Source organism: Phytoactinopolyspora halotolerans (assembly GCF_010550675.1).
GTDB lineage: Bacteria > Actinomycetota > Actinomycetes > Jiangellales > Jiangellaceae > Phytoactinopolyspora > Phytoactinopolyspora halotolerans.
Genome location: NZ_JAAGOA010000036.1, coordinates 42528 through 59704, shown reverse-complemented (window position 1 = coordinate 59704; position 17177 = coordinate 42528). Strand labels below are relative to the sequence as shown.

Sequence of the window (17177 nt, the reverse complement as noted above, 5' to 3'; positions counted from 1 at the left end):
CGCCGACCCACGTGGGATGGCAGCTCCGGCTCGATCAACTCCCACAACTCATCCGAAATCACACCAGTTCTGAGCACTCATCCATGATCAACCACACCAAACGAAAGAATTGGGAGACACGCCCTAGCCGCGACTACACCCCAGTCCCCGGGGTAGGCCATCTGTCGAGGGATCCGCGATCACGGCCGATAGCGGAAGCTGATGCGCATCAGCCGACTGTCGGCCCAGTCGTCGAGCCGAGTCGGCCGGATGGTGCCGGGGTCGTGAGGCTGATTGAGATCCGCGACGATCTCCTCCAGTACGGCCTGACGTTCAGCTGGGTCGGTGACAGGCGCGGCCCGTGCAGGCAGATCTGCACGGATCCCGTTCTTCAGGTGGAAGGTGAAGTTGGGATTGGCGAGAAGGTTCGCATGCCAATCGGTCGCGCCACCGCCGGCACCGCTACACAGGTAGGTGGCGCCCGAAGCTCGGTAGAAGAAGATCTCGATGCGGCGTGGCCGGCCGGTGCGGCGCCCCGGCGTCGTGATGTCGATGATCCGTTCTCTGGTGCCTGCGGCGGGGGTGATCTCGATGGCTCGTCGGATGTGGTTGGGCAGGTGGGACAAAGACGTGTCTCGTGCGGAGTCGTGTGATCCGGTCGTGTCTGGAGTACTCATGCGTTCTCGGTCTGAAGGGCGGGACCGAGCAGGAGTCCACCGTCGATGACGTACTCCGACCCCGTGATGAACGACGCGTCTGATGACGTGAGGAACAGGAGGAGACGGCTGACGTCGGTCGGCTCCCCGAGCCGGGGGATGGCGAACGGCTCGGGTGAGTAGAAGTCGGCGATTGCTGCGGTGGCGCCAGCTGCTGGTTCGTGGATGAAGGGGGTCGCGATCACACCGGGGTGGATGGTGTTCACCCGGATGTGGTCGCGGCCGAGCTCGAGTGCTGCCGTTTTGGTGAGGCCTCGCACGGCCCACTTGCTGGCGACGTAAGGCGCGTAGTGAGCAGTGCCGCCCACGCCCATTGTCGACGCGATGTTGACGATGGCTCCTCCTGCTGCGCGGCGCAGAGCGGGGGTGGCGACCTTGATGCCGAGGAAGGTCCCTGTGAGGTTGACGTCGAGGATGCGCGACCACGTGGCGTGGTCGGTGCTTTCGATTGTTGCAGGCGGGTTCTGCACGCCCGCGTTGTTGACGAGCACGTTCAGGGCACCGAAGGCGCTCTCGGCGGCTAGCACAGCGGCGGACCACGAGCTCTGGTCGGTCACGTCAAGGCGGGTGAAGCGAGCGCGGGTCCCGAGCTCGTCGGCGAGAGCGGCGCCGCGTTGCTCGTCGAGGCCGCCGATCACGACGTTGGCTCCCTCCGCGTGAAAGGCGCGCACGTGGCTCGAGCCCTGGCCGCCGGTCCCACCAGTCACGAGCACTGTCTGGTTGTCAAAGCGGTTCATGAGATGTTCCTTCGGTACGTGGGTGACCGACCTGAATCATCGGCGATGAACGGCCGGCCGGTGGTGAGTCGAGCGACTCACCGCTGCCGTTACACTAGGTCGGCGCCAGTGGTGAGTCAAGCCACTCACCTCGTATGCTCGATCCATGAGCAGGGTCGTACCGACGTACCACCAGCGCATCGCCCAGGAGAAGCGCGCGATGATCGTGACGGCCGCGACCGCACTCTTCCTCGAGTTGGGCTACGATCGGACGTCGCTGGCGCGGATCGCGGAGCGCTCGGGTGTCTCGCGGGCCACCTTGTTCAAGCAGTTTCCGAGCAAGGCTGCCCTGTTCGACGCTATCGTCACCGAGTCCTGGTCAACCGCTGACGAGGAGGATCCTCCGCCAGCAGGCAACGTCGTTGACGGGCTCAGCATCATCGGTCGCCGTTACGCCGAGCTGTTGAGCCGGCCCCAGATGACCGACCTGTTCCGGATCGTCATCGCCGAGCTGCCGCGGTTCCCCGAGCTGGCCCATGCGCAGTTCTCGCGCGGGAAGATGCCCTACTTCGAGTCCGTACGCGGCTACCTCCTAGCCGAGCACGAGGCGGGAACAGTACGAGTCGAAGACGTGGACCTCGCCGCCACCCAGTTCCTGGGCATGATCTCCAATTACGTCTTCTGGCCGACACTCCTCGTTCCGGGCTGGGAGGTGAGCACCGAACGCGTCGTTCAGGTGGTCGACGAGGCCGTCCGCACCATCACCGCCCGGTACGCCGTGACTGGGCCAGGGGCATACACAACCAGATGATCGCCGACCACCGCGATTGAGTCCCGCCGCCGAAGGAGCGGCTGCCGAAGCATCGAGGCCGTCGGCCCGAGGGCGTTCGCGGGCGTCCCGCTGGGAGAGCGCCGAAGCAGGGACCGCCGATGGCGGCCCAAGAGCCCCAGGCTCAGGACCGGGGCGTCTCGACTCAGACTGCTTGCTTTGCCGTCCCTCGTGCTTTTTTCGGTATCCTGCACACCAGTCTCGACAGTTGAGCTGACTGTGCAGGTCACGGCGGACTTCTGCATCGATGAGACGACATGCGAATCGATTCCGTTACCTGGCGCTATGGTCACGGTCACCTCATCACCATCCGCCGGTTCTCGTGAGACCGAAACCACCAGCATCGAGGGTGTAGCCAGTTTCTCGTATGATCCCGGCGACGTGGAGAGTTTCCGGATCACGGCGGTTGGTGGCCTACTCCCGGCTGATCACGAGGCAGCTATGGACGTTGAACCGCAGGAGAACGACTTTCAGACGGTGCTCTTTGTGGGTGCGCTGTACATAGACTCAGCGGATATCACATGGGAGCTTACCGATTAGCCTCGATTCGCCGGACGCGGTCTTGGGTCCGCCTTTCGTGCTGCAGAGCACGTTGAACTGCACGAACGTTGGCGATCTTGACTGATCGAGGGATGGTTGCGCGCCGTTGTCTGATACGCCCGTCGTCGGCCGGTTCTCGGACGCGAGCCGACGGTCGCGCTGGAGGGGGATGCCAGCGTGCTTGCGAAACGCTTCACGAGATCGATCAGGAATCGAGAAGCCCTGGTCAGTAGGCGGCAGCTATTGTGGCCGCCATGAACGATCAGGGGTGAAGCGGGACTCGTTCCCAGGACGGGTAAGCAACCCCTCTCGTTGCGCTCCTGGGGACCCGGTCGGCCCGAGAAGGAGACACATCATGTGCTTAACCAGGGTGGATGTACGGCAGCAACCCGCCGTTCACAAGGAGGGCGTCCCGCAACGGTTGCGTGACCTCGCACTCATGCGGCGGGTCCGGGACCGGCTCGATCGCGAGTACGCACAGCCACTGGATGTCGTGGTGCTCGCCGATGGCGTGCGCATGTCGGTCGGACACCTCTGCCGCGAATTCCGACGCGCGTACGGCGCGTCACCGTACTCCTATCTGGTGAAGCGACGCGCGGAGCACGCGATCGCGGCGATGGCGATCGGTGCAGAGCAGTCGACGACACCGATCAGGCACGCAGGAGCACCGGCCGACGAGCTCCAACGAGTGTGATCGCCATGGATATCACTATTCAAACGAGTTATCTTCCGCACGACGACCCGGAAGCTTCGCTGGCGTTCTATCGAGACGTCCTCGGCTTCGAGGTCCGCAGTGATGTCGGACAAGGCAACATGCGTTGGATCACGGTCGGCCCGGCCGGCCAGCCGGACACATCCATCCTTCTGGCTCCACCGGCCGCTGACCCAGGCATCACGGACGACGAGGGCCGCACGATCGTCGAGATGATGGCCAAAGGTACCTACGGCTGGATCCTCCTGGCCACGTCCGACGTCGACGCCACGTTCGATCGGCTGCAGGCTAGTGGCGCCGAGGTCATCCAAGAGCCGACCGACCAGCCATATGGGGTGCGCGATTGCGCCTTCCGCGATCCCGCGGGCAACCATATCCGGATCAACCAGCGGGGCTGACCCGTTCCGGAACTGCGATGACTGGAAGAAGACGCGTACTCAGCGGGCGGACCTCTTGACATGTCCACGGTAGCGGCGCAACCTGCGAACCGGACTTACCGCGAGGTCCTGCGTAACCGGCAGGTGGCAGGTCTCCTGCTGGGCGACCTGCTCGCCAACGTGGGCACAGGCATGATCATCGTCGCCATGCCGGTGCAGACGCTATCCATCCACGGCAGCGTCCCCAGCGCTATCGCGATCGGTCTGGTCGAGGCGGCACCTTTCGTGCTGTCCACGATCTTGGCGCTGGCTATCGGGCTGGGGCGGGTGAGGGTGCCGCCTCGGACTCTGCTGATCGCCGACTGCGTGCTGCGGTCGCTGACGTTCGCCGGTCTCGGCATCGTTGCCGTCACCGGGCACCTGACGCTTCCGGTGTTGATCGTCGGCCTGCTCTTCGGCGCGACATTCCGTATGGCCGGATCCAGTTGCAGGCGGCTGCTCGCGACATCCATGGCGGGCGAGGACGGGCGGTTCGCGGTGAACGGCTTGCTCGGCCTGACCTCCACGTTCGCGTTGTACATCGTGGGACCGGTGCTGGGCGGGGTGATCGTCGCCTCGACCAGCGCAGGCGTCGTGCTCTTCTTCGACGCGTGCGGTGCACTGATCTTGCTGGCCGCCGTTGTGATATCCGTTCCCCGGACCGTCCACAACCGTGACGCGCTTCGTCATCCGCACGCCCACGAATCGGGCTGGCGCATCTTGCGACGGCGAACGGTCGCGGCGCGGTTGCTGATCGTCGTCTTCTTCTTCAACTTCTTCTACATGCCCATCGAGGTGGCGCTTCCTCTGTACGTACAGCAGGACCTGGACGCCGACGCGTCCGGACTGGGCTTGATGTGGGGAGCGCTGGGTCTCGGTGCGTTCCTGGGCGCGGCACTCGTGAACCAGTTGCGCAACCTTGATCAGCGCCGAGTGTTGATTGCGATCATCGGCCTGTGGGCGATGTGCCCGATCGTGCTCGCGTTCGTCGACGACCTCGCTCTCGCCGCTCTCGCCTTCGGCCTGGGCGGCCTCGTGTGGGCGCCGTTCACGCCTGTCGCGTACAGCTTCCTGCAATCGGGACTCGCTTCGGGTGAGCAACAGCAGGTCGTCACGCTCTGGACAACCGGCGCGGCGGTGGCCGCACCACTCGGCCTGGTCCTGGGCGGGCCACTGATTGTGCTGTCCGGAATCACTGGGGGACTCGTGCTGTCCGGTGTGTTGACGCTCCTGCTCCTGCCCATCGCGGCACGGGCCGTCCTCCGGGATCGTGGAGCGGATTCCGGCCCGCCCGGGGTGACGACATGACGACGGGGCCGGTGGTCGACCTACCATCTCGACCGATTCCCGGTCACGTCATGGGGTGCGTCCCGCCGACTCCCGTTCCGACTGCGTAGGGACTCGCATGATCATGCATGTTCCGGGTTCGCGTGCGGAGCCTTCACCGCACTGATCGCTCGTGTCCTGGACAAGAGTCAGGACGCTTCGTACGTGCGGCTCTTCGCAATGCTCTCACTGTTCACGCTGCAAGGAGATAGTTGATGTTGAAGCCTCGAGCCACTGCGACCCGAGACCTGGTCAACCTGGACGGTGTATGGCGCTTCGCCGTCGATGCCGCCCTCGCCGAGGCAGCATGGAGTGGCCCGCTCGACTCCACGCTGGGGGCGGCTACGCACGCGAGAAGGGTTTACGTCGACGACGTGCTCGTGGCCGGGCATGAGTGTGACCACACGCCGTTCGAGACGGATATCATCGATGTGGTGGCGACAGGGGAGGAGCTCCGGCTGACCGTCGGGGTGAAGAAGAGCTGACCAACACCACGATCCCGGCGGGTACTCTCACGCCCAGCGGGGACAGGCGTCGCCAGCAGAAGTACCTGCGCCGATGTAATCGTCGACCGCTACTGGCAAAAACCACCACAAGCCGATCATGATGACCGAGTACGGCGCCGACGCGGTTCCCGGCCTGCACTCGGTCTGGGACATCCCGTGGACCGAGGAGTATCAGGTCTCATTCCTCGAGATGCATCACCGGGTCTTCGACCGCATCGAGGCGTTCGTGGGCGAGCATGTCTGATACGTCGCCGACTTCCGCACCGCGAACGGCATCCATCGCGTCCACGGCAACAAGAAGGGTGTGTTAACCCGGGTCCGGGTACCGAAGGCCGCGGGCCCAGACCCTCGTGCCCGGTGGGCGAGAGTCGGCACGCGCATGCCCGCACCGCAGTAGGCGCCCGACCCCTCGAGGCCATTCCAGCCAGGTTGCCGACACCATGTCGCGACCTTCCACGAATGGGTAGTATGCGTCGGTTTCGCCATCAACGGCATCATTTGGCAGGCATGGCAGTGGGACGTCAGTGTTGGCCGAGTCGCGACCGGCAGGCGGCGTACGATGAGCGTTATCCGTAATGCGGAAAATCATTTTTGGTCAGATCGCTTGACCTAAGTAAGGGTTCGGGCAGGCCATGCTGTGGTGCTCGGCGTCCCGGTCGCCGAGCACCTGTTTGGCGTGTGTATAAGGGTTAGTGCACGTCAAAAGGGGTTTGTGCGCTACGAAATCACTGTGCGCCACCCTCTTGACGCGCGTGGCTTTGCGTCTCTAGACTCCCACCCACTGAGCAGGTGGTTGGACCAATTCTCGAGAGAGGTGGTATTGAGGGGCCTGAGAGAAGCGTGGCGGCGGAAGCCATTCCGCGTGTGCGACGCCAGCGCGGTCGCCGCCACGTACTGCGGGCACCCAGAGAGCAGATAGGCCCCTTACGTGGCGACCGATTTGCCACGGCGAGTGGGGAACCAGTTTCGATAGTCGATCAAAGGTGAGGACTATGCGCACTCAGCCCACAGCAGTCCACGTACGGCCACGTCACCGCCGGGCGCCGGCCGTGGCAGGCTTCATGCTCGTCGCGGCGCTCCTGCTTAACGGGTGCGGCTCGTCGTCCGGCGACAATTCCGCCGGACAAGACGACTCCGACGGACAAGTCGAACTCCTCTTCTTCAACCAGTCTCGCGGCCAGGAGGAGACCCTGACCGCGCTCGCCGCCGACTACGAAGAACAGACCGGCGTCAGCGTCACCATCGAATCCCCTGGCCCTGGGAACTACCTGCAGGATCTCCAGTCCAGGGCGCAGGCGGACAGGATGCCGGATCTCTACTCAGCGACGGATCCGTTCGAGATGGCTCCGTATTTCAATGCCGGCTGGGCCATGGAACTGACCTCCGAGCTCGACGGCGAGTGGGAAGAGACTTTCAGCCCCGCCGCCGTCGATCTGTGGCGATTCGCCGACGGTAACAACCTCGGCGTCCCCGAAGGCATCTACTCCGTCCATTGGGAAACGGCCCTGTACGCCATGCTCGTCGCGGAGTCGACGGGGATCAGCCCCGACGCGCCGCCAGAGACGATGAGTGAGTTCACGGCGAGATTGAGCGAGGAAGACGCCCAGTTCTCCGTCGCCGCCTCGCTGACGCCGCGGCTGCTGATGAGCTATGCGTCCAACTTCATGACCGATGAGGAGCTCGAGGCAACCCTGGCAGGCGATGCCGGCTGGGAGACCGACGCATGGCGCGATACGTTCCAACTGTTGATCGACCTTCGGGATGCGGGCGTTATTGCGAGCGACGAGATCCCCGGTGGCACCGAGGACAACCCGGGGGTGGAGCAGTCGTTCTTCAACGTCCGCGATGTCGAAGCGATCTTCGACGGGACGTTCGGCATCGGTGTCCAACGCGCTACGGCGCCCGAGTTCACCGAGTACTTCTCCACGGGCGTGCCCGCCGCGGACAACGGCACTCATGAGCCCCGTGCGGTCGCGCGCCGAGGCCGGGGCGCAGTCGTGAACCCGAAGGGCGAACACCCGGAGGAGGCCCTCGCCTTCGCCAGATGGCTGACCGAGCCAGAGCAGCAGCAGGTCTTCTCTGACGAGGTCGGCATGATCCCGACGAGTGCCGAGTTGCTTGACAGCGGAAGTATCTCACCTGAATTGGAAGGCTTCGCCGCTCTCGCCGAAGACGCACAAGTCCTCCCTGGTGCATTCATGGCTGCCGACGTGGAGGATGCGATAGCGCGTGCTTCTCAGAGTCTTGTCCTGGGCGAGATATCCGTTGAGGAGGCGCTTGCCCAAGTCCAGGCTGCTCAGGACCAGAGTTCGTGACGACACAGCTTAGACACACGCGTGTCGGGACTTCTGCGGTGCCGCGTCGCAGGATACGTGCAAAGCATCGCAAGAACCTGATTGGCTGGCTGTTCTTGCTGCCTGCGGTGGCGTTGATCGCGACCTTCACGATCGTCCCGTTTTTCCAAGCAATCCTGCTCAGCTTCCAGAGTTGGGACGGCATCAGTCCCGATATACCGTTCGTTGGCTTCGAAAACTACGACAGGGTCCTGCAGGACGAGATCTTCTGGGCGTCGATGAGGAATGTGCTCGCGTTCGGGCTGATCGGCTTCGTTGTGGGCAACAGCGTCGCCCTTGTGATGGCATTGGCGGTGACCCGCGTCAAGCGCGGTCAGGCGTTCTTCCGTACGGCCTTCTACCTCCCGGGTGTCTTTTCTGTGGTCGTTGTCGGCACGATGTTCCTCTGGATATTCCAGCCACGCGTCGGCATCCTGAACACATTGCTCGGGGCCGTGGGCTTGGAGAACTTACAACAGAACTGGCTCGGCGACCCCTCCACAGCCCTGCTCTCGGTGGCCGCCACGTTCGTCTGGTACCACTGGGGATTCGCCTTCATTCTGTTCCTCGCGGGCCTTCAGGACATCCCCAGGGAGCTATACGAGGCAGCGAGCCTCGACGGCGCTCGAAGCTGGGCGAAGTTTCGCTACGTCACTTGGCCGCAATTGGCACCCGTCACCTCCATCGTGAGCGTGCTCACGCTTCTCGCGGCGCTGCAGATCTTCGGCACCGTCCAGGTGCTCACCTACGGCGGGCCGGGCTACAACACGATGGTGCCCACGCTGCACATCTACATCGAAGCGTTCACAAACAACCGCTATGGCACCGCTGCCGCGATGTCCGTGCTGTTCGGCGGCGCACTCGTCGTCTTGGCGCTGGTACAGCTAGCAGTCGCTGGAAGGCGGTTGCGTCGATGAGCGATAGGCGAACTCGAGGATCGGTCACGATGGCATCGCGGGCAACGCATATGCACTCTGGGGACGCCGTACAGCAACCGGGAGGCGAGAGGCCGAGCCGGAGACGCCGGATCACTCCGGCACGTGTGGGCCTGTTCGGGCTACTCGGAACCGCGACCCTGATCGCGATGTTTCCGATCATCTGGCTGCTGTCCGGATCGTTGCAGACCGCCGAGGAATTGTACAGCGGCGAGACGTTCTTTCCTGAAGCGCCGCAGTGGACGAACTACGTCACGGGTTGGGTGGACGGAAATCTCGCCGTCTACTTGGGAAACAGTCTCTTTTATACTCTGACCAGTGTCGCGTTGATCTTAGCGGTCGCGAGTCTTGCCGGCTACGCGCTCGCCCGGATCGAGTTTAGTGGCAAGGCGTTTTTCACGCTGCTGATCCTGGCCGTGATGGTCATTCCGGCGCCGGCGATGTTCATTACACAGTATAAACTGCTGCTCTCATTCGGCCTGACCGATAGCCGTCTCGGATATATCTTCATCCTGGTCACCGCCGGGATCCCGATGTCAACGCTCATCATGCGCAGTTTCTTCGTGAGCCTGTCTCCAGAGTTGGAGGAGGCGGCGGCGATCGATGGAGCATCGGCACTCCGGACGTTCGTCAGCGTGATCCTCCCCCTTGCGCGGCCGGGCCTGGCCGCCGTTGCCGTAATCCAAGGGCTTCAGGTCTGGAATGAGTACCTCATGGCGCTGGTGTTGTTCGACAGCGACTCACTGATGCCCGTGCAAAGGGGTCTGATGAGTTTCGTGTCGGTCGAAACCCCACAGCAGCAGGTCCTGCTGGCCGCGACGGCGATATCGATCGTCCCTGTCGTCATCTTCTATCTGCTCGCGCAGAAGCACATCATCCAGGGCCTTGGCGCGGGAGGCTTGAAGTAGAGGGGGCGGCGTATGGCCCGGCGCTGACCTACGAGCTGGTCTTCGCGCCGGGCTGTGGTCGGGTGCCCGTCGTGCGGGCGTCTCTCGGCGATACGGCACACGGCGAATTGGTCAGGCCACCTATCCAACTGTTCGATGGGTGGAGTGCATCCACGAGCGTTGCCTGGTGGCCGACCCGCCGTATTGTTGCTGAAGAGAGAAGAGAGGGGCGTGCCGATGGCGCAGACAGATGAGCGTGCGTTCCACGCTGTCGAGAGGTCACGGGTCTACACCTCCGTGGTGGACCAGATCCTCGCGAGTATCCGTTCCGGCAAGTTCCCGCCCGGTACGTCACTGCCGGCTGAGCGCGTCCTGGCCAATCAGCTGCAGGTGAGCAGAGGCTCATTGCGCGAGGCGATTCGGGTGCTGGAGCACGCCGGTGTGGTCGATGTCCGCACGGGCAGCGGCACATACGTGACGCAGCAGAGCGGTTCGGATGCCGCGATGCTGCGTGCGCATGCGGCCGTGATCGGCGAGCACAGCCCGCTGGATCTGATGGTCGCCCGTAGTGCCCTCGAGCCGGTGTGTGCCGAGCACGCGGCCACGTCGCACCATCCGAGTGACCTGGAGGCGATGGAGGAGTCGATCATCGAGCAGGCCAGGCTGATCCGGGAGGGCGGCGACGTGAGCCAGGTGGACAGCGCCTTCCACCTGGCCGTGGCGGCAGCGTCGCATAACGGGGTCCTGCTCGCTCAGGAGCAGATGCTCGTGGATCTCATGCATGAGCAGACCTGGAGCGAGCTCAAGCAGCGCTCGCGCGCGAACGTCGGCGCGGCCGAGCAGTACTTGGAGCACCACCGGCATGTCTTCCGGGCGATCAAGCAGGGCGATGCCCGCCGTGCCAGCCAGATGATGGCGATGCACATGAGCGCGATCGAGACGGCCCTACTGGCCGAGATCGAGCACGCGGACGGTGGTCTCGGGGCGGACGTCTCGCGGGGTGATGTGCCTGGGCACGGTTGACAGCCCGCCGAGCGTCCCCGTAAAGTCCGCATTGGCCAAGTGGTTGGACCAATTTGGAGGAGCCGTCGGATGACGACCATCGGATTCATCGGTCTAGGTGTCATGGGCGCGCCCATGGCCGTCAACCTCGCAACGGCAGGTTTCGATGTCGTGGGGTACAACCGCACACCGTCCAAGGTCGAACCATTGGTCGCTGCGGGCGGCCGGAAGGTGTCATCAGCGGCCGCGGCGGCGAGCGGTTCGGACGTGGTCATCACGATGCTCCCGGACTCGCCAGATGTCGAGCGGGTTTTGCTGGAGGAGGGCGGTGTGTTCGACGTCGCGACCGCCGGCACCCTCGTGATCGACATGAGCACCATCCGGCCGGACCTCTCGCGTCAGCTCGCGCAAGCGGGAGGCGACCGAGGACTCAGGGTTCTCGACGCACCGGTGAGCGGCGGCGAGCAGGGCGCGATCGACGGCAAGCTCTCCATCATGGTCGGTGGTGACGCGGACTCGTTCGCGGCGGCCAAACCGGTCCTGGATGTGATGGGGGCGACCGTTGTGCACGTCGGCCCAGCCGGTTCCGGGCAGACCGTCAAAGCCGCGAACCAGCTCATCGTCGCTGGAGCGATCGAGCTGGTGTCGGAGGCTCTGGTGTTCCTGGAGGCGCACAGCGTCGACCGCGAACGCGCCGTGGAGGTCCTCGCGGGCGGGCTGGCAGGAAACGCCATCCTCAACCGCAAGGCCGCCGCTATGCTGGCCGGTGATTTCACTCCGGGCTTCCGGGTGGACCTGCATCACAAGGATCTCGGCATTGTGACGGCCGCGGCGCGAGAAGCGGGTGTCGCCATTCCTCTGGGCGCACTTGCAGCGACGCTCATGGGGTCGTTGCGTGCGCAGGGCCATGGCTCCCTGGACCACTCCGCCTTGCTCGTTCAGATCGAGCAGCTCTCCGGTCGCTCGGCGTCGAACTGAGCGGGCGACGATCCTGTCACACTTCGACGTGGCAGAGGAGCACGACGTGTCGGACCGTCTTCAGGTGGTGATCGCGCCCGACAGCTACAAGGGATCCATGTCGGCCGACATCGCTGCCAACGCGATCGCTCGCGGCTGGGCGGCGACGCGTCCGGGTGACACGGTCATGTGTTATCCGCAGGCCGATGGCGGTGAGGGTACAGCCGAGATCATCGCACGAGCTGTCGCAGGAGCTCGTTGGTGCAGTGTGTCCGACGTTCCTGGACCGGACGGCCGGCTCCGCGACTCTTCGTGGCTCCGGCTGCCCGACGGCACGGGGGTCATCGAGCTTGCCCACATGAGCGGCATCACGCTCATGGAACGACTCGATCCAAGGGCCGCTTCGACCCGCGGATTCGGGATGGTCATCGACGCCGCGTTGCGTGAGGGGGTCACGAGCTTGATCCTCTGCCTCGGCGGCTCAGCCTCCAACGACGGCGGTGCGGGCGTCCTGCGCGCACTCGGTGCGGACCTCCTCGACGGTCACGGCGATACCGTCCCCGACGGCGCCGAAGGTCTTCTCTCGCTGGCGTCCGTGGATCTGGATCACGTTCCTTCGGCGCCTCCCGGGGGCGTCACCCTTCTGACTGACGTCACCGCGCCCCTCCTGGGCCCATCAGGTGCCACAGCGGTATTCGGTCCACAGAAGGGGATCGCACCGGCCACGGCGGAGCGCTTCGAGCGAGGGCTGCAGAACCTCGCCCGAGAGCTGAGGTCTGACCCATCGCGGCCGGGCATGGGGGCCGCCGGCGGAACGGCATTCGGCCTCGCGTCCATCTGGGACCTCGACATCGTCCCCGGGGCCGAGTACGTCGCCGATAAGACTGGCCTGACCCGCGCACTGGACGACGCAGACATCCTCATCACCGGAGAAGGCCGGTTCGACTCGCAATCGTCGTCAGGAAAGGTCGTGGGAACCCTCGCGGCGCTGGCCTCCGAGAAAGGACTCCCACTGGCGATCATCGCGGGCAGCGTCCAATCCGGCCACGATGGCGCGACCGTGGATCTCACCCGCATCGCCGGATCGGCAGCGGCCGCCATGTCAGATCCAGAGCATTTCGCCGAACTCGCAGGAGCAGCCCTGGCGAACCACATGAGTGATCAGAGCACTCATGAGAAACGGGACCAGACACAGCCTCAGTAGTGACAGCCAGCTGACACATGCATCTGTGGATGACGACGTTCACCCAAGCACCCGGATATCGAGAGAAGGAATCATGGCTGGTTTGACGGCCCTTACGGCGAACAGCACGATAGGCCAGTGGCTCGACCACCCCGTCGGAGGTGAGCTTGTTCGCGGGCTTCTGTCACGGGCAGGCGTCGATGAGTCAAAGCTCGGTTCCGTGCGGGGATTGCCGCTACAACAGCTGGTCGCACTCAGTCGGGGAAAGATGCCGCAAGAGGTCGTTGACGAGCTGGTTCTGACGGTGAACGACGGTCAGATGCCCACCGAGGATGACGAGGTGAGCCGGCGCGAGGTTGTGACGCCTGGTCGGTTCGCGGGTAGGACGGTTATCGTCACCGGAGCGGCTTCTGGAATCGGCTATGCCACCGCATCGCGTGTCGCCCGTGAAGGCGGACATGTGGTCGCGGTCGATATCAGCGCTGACAGTCTCGAGGGCTTGGTCGCCGCGCATACAGACGGAGAGACCATCGTGCCCGTGGCCGGCGACATCACGGACCAGCGGAGCATCGACGAGATCGTCGCCGCAGCCGACATGCGGATCGACGGTCTCGCGAACGTCGCCGGGATCAACGATGACTTCTCGCCCCTGCATGAGACCACGGATGCGATGTGGGACCGTGTCTTGCGCGTCAACCTCACTGGCGCATTCAAACTCACCCGCGCGGTACTGCCGATGCTGCTCGAGCAAGGTCGCGGTTCCGTCGTCAATGTCGCCTCCGAAGCGGCCCTTCGTGGCAACGCGTCTGGGAATGCCTACACCGTCTCCAAGCACGGCATCATCGGCCTCACCCGCTCCGCCGCCTTTATGTATGGTCCCGATGGCATTCGAGTGAACGCCGTCGCACCGGGCGGGGTCGCCACCGGCATGTCGTTCCCGCCGAACGTGTCCGAAAAGGGCGCCGCGAGACTTCGACCGTTCCAGAGCCAGATCCCGGCGTTAGCGACCGCGGAGGAACTGGCTGCGTCGATAGCCTTCCTGTTGTCCGACGAGGCTTCCAACATCAATGGGGTGGTTCTGCCGTCCGACGGTGGCTGGTCCGTTCAGTAAGCCGGGCGAGTCTCACCCGCCGTTTGACTGGCGGACGCCTATATCCAGCGCTTCGAACTGATAGATGAAGCCGCCGGCGGGTCCGCTGACCGTCATGTAGGCGTCGGTCGTGCCTGGCCGGATCGCGATGTTGGTCGCTGACTCGAGGTCGGCGTCCTTGCTGGGGACGGTGACCGTGGTCAGGTGCATGCCTTCGGGACTATAGACCATGATCGTCGGTTTGCCATGCACTCCCTGGTAGATGTTCCCCGACGCATCGACGGCGTTCGAGTCGGTCTGAGTCGTCCCGCCATCGACATGGACCGCGGTATGGCCGCTGACCACGGCCGTGCGGTCGTCGTTGAGTTTGAGGTGGTCGATGCGGTTCGCGTCGAGCTGACTTACCCATAGTGCGTCGTAGCCGAGGGTGAACGAGATCCCGTTGGGGTTGGGGAGGCTTGTCGCGAGGACGGTGGGCTCGGCCGTCTCCCGGTCGAACCGCAGCACCCGGCCCGACGCCTCACCCGTCGGGTAGCTGGCCGGCGCCGAATCGGTCACGAACAGGTTCCCATCGGTGTCGAATGCGATGTCGTCCGGCTGCATCGGCCTGCCGTTGATGGGTCCCTCGGCGAACGTCCGCGGGTCGTCGCCGTCCGCGGTGAGGCTGATGATCCGGCCGCCGGAGTAGTCGGTCAGGTAGAGGCGCCCGTCGTACGGGCTGAACTGGGCCGAGGTGTATGCCCCGGTGTTGTCGGTGAAGATCGGGGTGGCGTCATGGGAGTCAAGATCCACCGCTATGAGCTTGGGTTCTCCCGCGGGCGCGGCGACGTCGACGACATAGAGCGTGCCGTCGTGGTCGAAGGTCGGCCCCTCGAGTAACGTCATCCCGGTCTCCTCATGTACCGAGGTCAGCTGGAGGACGCGCTCGGCCACACCCGCAGGGGCGACGGAGTCCTGGGATGTGGACGAGTCCTGCGTTGGCGACGCGGCGCATCCGGTGAGGGCGATACCCAGGCCGACCACGGCCACGGCCCGCCTGCGACGTGCGTGGCATCGAGTCGAACGATCGGCGTTCACGCGTCAGCCCTCCTCGTGATCGTGCAGGTTCGTGGTGGCGGCGGGTATCCCGCTGGTGTCGGTGACGAGTACGTCGCTCAGATCGCCCTCTCGCCATGCGGCGAGTATCCGGTGGAACGCGACGGGCCCGGGGCTGTAAGAGGTCGTCGCTTGCCGCCGTGTCCCCTCGGCGTTGTAGTAGCCGGGTGTGCACTCCGCGAGGAACGCGGAGTTGTCGGTCGCTGATTCGCGGATCGTCGTGCACCAGGCCTCTTCCGCCTCGGGCGTCGGCTCGATATACCGGGCCCCGGTCTTGCGCGCCGCGGCGATGACGGCAGCGATATGACCGGCCTGCTCCTGCAGGATGTGCACGAAGTTGACCGAGTTGGCGTTCTGCAGCGATCCCAGGTGGAACAGGTTCGGGTATCCGTGGGTGTAGAAGCCGTGCAGTGTGCGGGGGCCACGAGCCCAGGTCTCCAGCAGCGGCGTCCCGCCTCGCCCGTAGACCGGCAATGTGCCGGACAGAACACCGGAGACGCCTGTTTCGAACCCGGTGGCGAAGATGACGCAGTCGACCTCGTACTCTGCGTCGCCGACGACGACGGCGCTTTCGGTCATGCGCGTGACGCCGCCGTGGTCGGCCGTGTCGACGAGCGTGACGCTCGGCATGTTGAAGGCTTGCAGGTACTCGTCGCTGAACCCGGGACGCTTGCACATGTAGCGGTACCAGGGCTTGAGAGACTCGGCCGTGCTCGGATCGTTGACGATCTCGTCGACGCGCGCACGGATCTCGTTCATCTTGACGAAATCGGCCAGCTCATCGAGGCGCTCGCGTTCCTCCGGATCGAGCGTGGTGTCGACCGCGCCGGTCAGCATCTTGCGCTGAAGCCGTGCCGTGGCCGTCCATCCGTCGTGCACCAGGTCATGCTCGACGTTTTCTCCCGAGACGACGGCGAGGAAATTCTCCATCCGCTCTCGCTGCCACCCTGGCGGCAGCGAGGCTGCCCACGCCGGGTCCGTCGGACGGTTGTCACGCACGTCCACGGACGACGGCGTGCGTTGGAACACGTACAGACGCCGGGCGTCGCGGGCGAGGTGCGGTACCACCTGCAGGCCGGTGGCCCCGGTTCCCACGACGGCGACATCCTTGTCCGCCAGTCCGGTCAGACCGCCGTCTTGGGTGCCGCCCGTGTAGCCGTAGTCCCAGCGGCTGGTATGGAAGGTGTGTCCGCGAAATTCCTCGATGCCGGGGATGCCGGGCAGCTTGGGCTGGCTGAGCGTGCCGGAAGAGACGACCACATAGCGCGCGCGCATCGCGTCGCCACGGTCGGTGTCCACGGACCACTCGGCTGCGTCCTCATCCCAGCGCAGCCTGGTGACGCGCGTGTGGAACACCGCGTCCCGATACAGCCCGTAATGCCGGCCGATCGCCACGGCGTGGCGGCGGATCTCCTCACCCGGTGCGTAACGCCACTCGGGAACATAGCCGACCTCTTCCAGCAGCGGCATGTACACGTACGACTCGATGTCGCATTGGATCCCCGGATACCGGTTCCAATACCATGTGCCACCGAAGTCTCCGGCCTCATCGAGCATGCGTACCGAGTCGACACCGGCCTCGCGTAGCCGGGCTCCGGTCAGCAGCCCGCCGAAACCACCGCCGACGACCAGGACTTCGACCCGGTCCGTCAGAGGCTCGCGCTCGACGCGCGGCGTGTACGGGTCCTTCGCGTAGTACCCGAATTCTCCGGCCGCACGTCGGTACTGCGTATTGCCGTCCGGGCGGAGCCGACGGTCGCGCTCCCGACGGTACTTCTCGCGCAATTCATCCGGGTCGAACCCGAGGCCGATGGACTGGGACATCGCGTGGGGGAGGGGGAGGGGCAAAGCGGCGGCCTTTCGTCGAACACAGAAGGGGTCCAGGCTCGGGCACGCCCGAGCCTGGACCCCCGCGGACTTGGTTACACCCACAAACCCGACCTCAAAGTAACGGT

At 64.7% G+C, this 17177-nt stretch carries 16 protein-coding genes and 2 pseudogenes; 14 read left to right on the top strand and 4 right to left on the bottom strand.

Features of this window, described 5'->3' with window-relative positions:
* Nucleotides 1-179: 179 nt before the first annotated feature.
* Nucleotides 180-656: a nitroreductase/quinone reductase family protein gene (locus G1H10_RS30895; RefSeq protein ID WP_163745127.1), complete on the bottom strand. Its 477-nt coding sequence runs from the start codon at nt 654-656 to the stop codon at nt 180-182.
* Nucleotides 653-1432: a glucose 1-dehydrogenase gene (locus tag G1H10_RS30890; protein ID WP_163745126.1), complete on the bottom strand. Its 780-nt coding sequence runs from the start codon at nt 1430-1432 to the stop codon at nt 653-655. Before G1H10_RS30890 ends, G1H10_RS30895 begins: the two co-directional genes overlap by 4 nt.
* Nucleotides 1433-1577: 145 nt before the next feature.
* Between G1H10_RS30890 and G1H10_RS30885 the strand changes: the two genes are divergently transcribed.
* The 14 genes and pseudogenes from G1H10_RS30885 (at nt 1578) to G1H10_RS30820 (ending at nt 14148) form a co-directional block, all read left to right on the top strand.
* Nucleotides 1578-2222 (top strand): TetR/AcrR family transcriptional regulator, encoded by a 645-nt coding sequence (locus tag G1H10_RS30885; RefSeq protein WP_163745125.1) that lies wholly within the window; start codon nt 1578-1580, stop codon nt 2220-2222.
* A 237-nt stretch (nt 2223-2459) separates the two neighbouring features.
* Complete coding sequence (locus G1H10_RS30880) at nt 2460-2780, top strand: hypothetical protein (RefSeq protein ID WP_163745124.1); 321 nt, start codon at nt 2460-2462, stop codon at nt 2778-2780.
* A gap of 355 nt (nt 2781-3135) precedes the next feature.
* Nucleotides 3136-3408, top strand: a pseudogene (locus tag G1H10_RS30875) (helix-turn-helix transcriptional regulator); the annotation flags it as partial.
* Between the two features lie 71 nt (nt 3409-3479).
* Nucleotides 3480-3890, top strand: a complete 411-nt coding sequence (locus tag G1H10_RS30870) for a VOC family protein (protein WP_163745123.1) — start codon at nt 3480-3482, stop codon at nt 3888-3890.
* A 60-nt stretch (nt 3891-3950) separates the two neighbouring features.
* The gene (locus G1H10_RS30865) at nt 3951-5216 is read left to right on the top strand and encodes an MFS transporter (RefSeq protein WP_163745122.1); all 1266 of its coding nucleotides are present in this window, start codon (nt 3951-3953) and stop codon (nt 5214-5216) included.
* Between the two features lie 233 nt (nt 5217-5449).
* Nucleotides 5450-5719, top strand: coding sequence for a hypothetical protein (locus tag G1H10_RS30860; protein ID WP_163745121.1), 270 nt, complete (start codon nt 5450-5452; stop codon nt 5717-5719).
* A gap of 103 nt (nt 5720-5822) precedes the next feature.
* Nucleotides 5823-5984 (top strand): annotated as a pseudogene (locus tag G1H10_RS32610) (glycoside hydrolase family 2 TIM barrel-domain containing protein); the annotation flags it as partial.
* Between the two features lie 748 nt (nt 5985-6732).
* Nucleotides 6733-8055: an ABC transporter substrate-binding protein gene (locus tag G1H10_RS30850; protein WP_163745120.1), complete on the top strand. Its 1323-nt coding sequence runs from the start codon at nt 6733-6735 to the stop codon at nt 8053-8055.
* A complete protein-coding gene (locus tag G1H10_RS30845) occupies nt 8052-8990 on the top strand; it encodes a carbohydrate ABC transporter permease (protein WP_163745119.1) in 939 nt (312 codons plus the stop codon). Before G1H10_RS30850 ends, G1H10_RS30845 begins: the two co-directional genes overlap by 4 nt.
* A 167-nt stretch (nt 8991-9157) precedes the next feature.
* Nucleotides 9158-9916 carry a carbohydrate ABC transporter permease gene (locus G1H10_RS30840; protein WP_163745118.1) on the top strand — a complete coding sequence of 253 codons (759 nt, stop codon included), beginning with the start codon at nt 9158-9160 and terminating at the stop codon, nt 9914-9916.
* A gap of 216 nt (nt 9917-10132) precedes the next feature.
* A complete protein-coding gene (locus tag G1H10_RS30835; RefSeq protein ID WP_163745117.1) occupies nt 10133-10918 on the top strand; it encodes a FadR/GntR family transcriptional regulator in 786 nt (261 codons plus the stop codon).
* 69 nt (nt 10919-10987) lie between these two features.
* A complete protein-coding gene (locus G1H10_RS30830) occupies nt 10988-11875 on the top strand; it encodes a 2-hydroxy-3-oxopropionate reductase (RefSeq protein ID WP_163745116.1) in 888 nt (295 codons plus the stop codon).
* Nucleotides 11876-11921: 46 nt separating this feature from the next.
* On the top strand, nt 11922-13058 hold the full coding sequence (locus tag G1H10_RS30825; RefSeq protein WP_216853833.1) for a glycerate kinase: 1137 nt from the start codon (nt 11922-11924) through the stop codon (nt 13056-13058).
* Nucleotides 13059-13131: 73 nt separating this feature from the next.
* Nucleotides 13132-14148 carry an SDR family NAD(P)-dependent oxidoreductase gene (locus G1H10_RS30820; protein WP_163745114.1) on the top strand — a complete coding sequence of 339 codons (1017 nt, stop codon included), beginning with the start codon at nt 13132-13134 and terminating at the stop codon, nt 14146-14148.
* 12 nt (nt 14149-14160) lie between these two features.
* On the opposite strand, the gene G1H10_RS30815 is transcribed toward G1H10_RS30820, so the two are convergent.
* Both G1H10_RS30815 and G1H10_RS30810 read right to left on the bottom strand, forming a co-directional pair.
* On the bottom strand, nt 14161-15204 hold the full coding sequence (locus G1H10_RS30815; protein WP_163745113.1) for an SMP-30/gluconolactonase/LRE family protein: 1044 nt from the start codon (nt 15202-15204) through the stop codon (nt 14161-14163).
* 3 nt (nt 15205-15207) lie between these two features.
* Nucleotides 15208-17046, bottom strand: coding sequence for a flavin-containing monooxygenase (locus tag G1H10_RS30810; RefSeq protein WP_163745112.1), 1839 nt, complete (start codon nt 17044-17046; stop codon nt 15208-15210).
* Nucleotides 17047-17177 lie beyond the last annotated feature (131 nt).

Coding starts and splice junctions, on each gene's coding strand:
- G1H10_RS30850 (WP_163745120.1), top strand. CDS start 6,733: ATGCGCACTCAGCCCACAGCAGTCCACGTACGGCCACGTCACCGCCGG.
- G1H10_RS30865 (WP_163745122.1), top strand. CDS start 3,951: ATGTCCACGGTAGCGGCGCAACCTGCGAACCGGACTTACCGCGAGGTC.
- G1H10_RS30870 (WP_163745123.1), top strand. CDS start 3,480: ATGGATATCACTATTCAAACGAGTTATCTTCCGCACGACGACCCGGAA.
- G1H10_RS30835 (WP_163745117.1), top strand. CDS start 10,133: ATGGCGCAGACAGATGAGCGTGCGTTCCACGCTGTCGAGAGGTCACGG.
- G1H10_RS30860 (WP_163745121.1), top strand. CDS start 5,450: ATGTTGAAGCCTCGAGCCACTGCGACCCGAGACCTGGTCAACCTGGAC.
- G1H10_RS30890 (WP_163745126.1), bottom strand. CDS start 1,432: ATGAACCGCTTTGACAACCAGACAGTGCTCGTGACTGGTGGGACCGGC.
- G1H10_RS30840 (WP_163745118.1), top strand. CDS start 9,158: ATGTTTCCGATCATCTGGCTGCTGTCCGGATCGTTGCAGACCGCCGAG.
- G1H10_RS30810 (WP_163745112.1), bottom strand. CDS start 17,046: ATGTCCCAGTCCATCGGCCTCGGGTTCGACCCGGATGAATTGCGCGAG.
- G1H10_RS30895 (WP_163745127.1), bottom strand. CDS start 656: ATGAGTACTCCAGACACGACCGGATCACACGACTCCGCACGAGACACG.
- G1H10_RS30885 (WP_163745125.1), top strand. CDS start 1,578: ATGAGCAGGGTCGTACCGACGTACCACCAGCGCATCGCCCAGGAGAAG.
- G1H10_RS30830 (WP_163745116.1), top strand. CDS start 10,988: ATGACGACCATCGGATTCATCGGTCTAGGTGTCATGGGCGCGCCCATG.
- G1H10_RS30820 (WP_163745114.1), top strand. CDS start 13,132: ATGGCTGGTTTGACGGCCCTTACGGCGAACAGCACGATAGGCCAGTGG.